General features: G+C 65.0%; 1 protein-coding gene. It reads right to left on the bottom strand.

Annotated elements, in window-relative coordinates; all coding sequences use genetic code 11:
• Nucleotides 1-728: 728 nt before the first annotated feature.
• Nucleotides 729-917 (bottom strand): DUF1488 family protein (locus tag H3V53_RS43155; protein WP_336603036.1); only part of this gene is annotated, 189 nt, incomplete at its 5' end.

Genomic DNA, 917 nt, shown 5'->3' on the forward strand with positions numbered 1-917 from the left:
CGTTCAAGGAGGCCGTCAACGGGGCCTAGCGTGGCGGGCGCAGGAAAGCCGGCGCGACATGCCCGTTTCCCCGCGCGCCGCGACGGTCCTGACGATTCTCCGGGCGGTGACCGTAGAGGAGGTCGCGGACCGCCAGTGTCCTGCAGCACATGGTCCGCTTTCGTACCACTGCTCCGCCTGATGCCACCTTCGAACGTGCCGTGAGGCATCGATGTGACGCGGGGAAGTTGGCGTTTTGTATTGGGCGCGGTCTGGGGACGCGCCGACGCCTGGAGCGTTGAACTGGCAGCACCCGACGAGCGGCCTACACTGTTAATACGGCATCACTGCCGGATCGGAGGTTGCCATGACCCGAAAGTTCTCTGATATTTTCAGGCGGCGTCCATTGACGGGCGCACCGGATGACACGGCACACGGAGAGACACAGGTTCAACGGGACGAGCACATGCGGTCTGCACAGGCGCAGGCGAAAAAGCTCTGGGACACGATCGGTCGTCGTCGCCACAGGGATGCGCGTGGCCGTTAACATAAGCTGCAAAGGGCGACTGCGCCCGTCGTTCGCCCGCCCATCCATTTACGCGGGACTATGCGACGGCGGAAACATTGTCCATCGCGTCAGATCAGCGTTCAAGGCCCGCCGGTCTCGATGAGAGGGCGGGTTTTTTCTTCAGCCGGCCGGTGCGGTGGTGGATCGCGCAGTGAGGACCTGCATCAATTGGGCAGGCCCCTCAGGGGCGCGCGAAATCGTCGGGGGTCAGTTCGAGCGTCGGGACGGGATGGGCCAGCAGCCTGCGTTCGGCGATGGCGCGGATGCGCCGGTAGCCGTCGCTGAACGTTTTCAGCATCCGCGCCTCGGTGGCCCGGGGCTCGAGCCAGAACCAGGCCTCGAGCGCAGCGGTCGTGACGACGCATTCGAC

Origin of the sequence: Paraburkholderia bengalensis (genome assembly GCF_037126505.1) — a bacterium.
GTDB lineage: Bacteria > Pseudomonadota > Gammaproteobacteria > Burkholderiales > Burkholderiaceae > Paraburkholderia > Paraburkholderia bengalensis.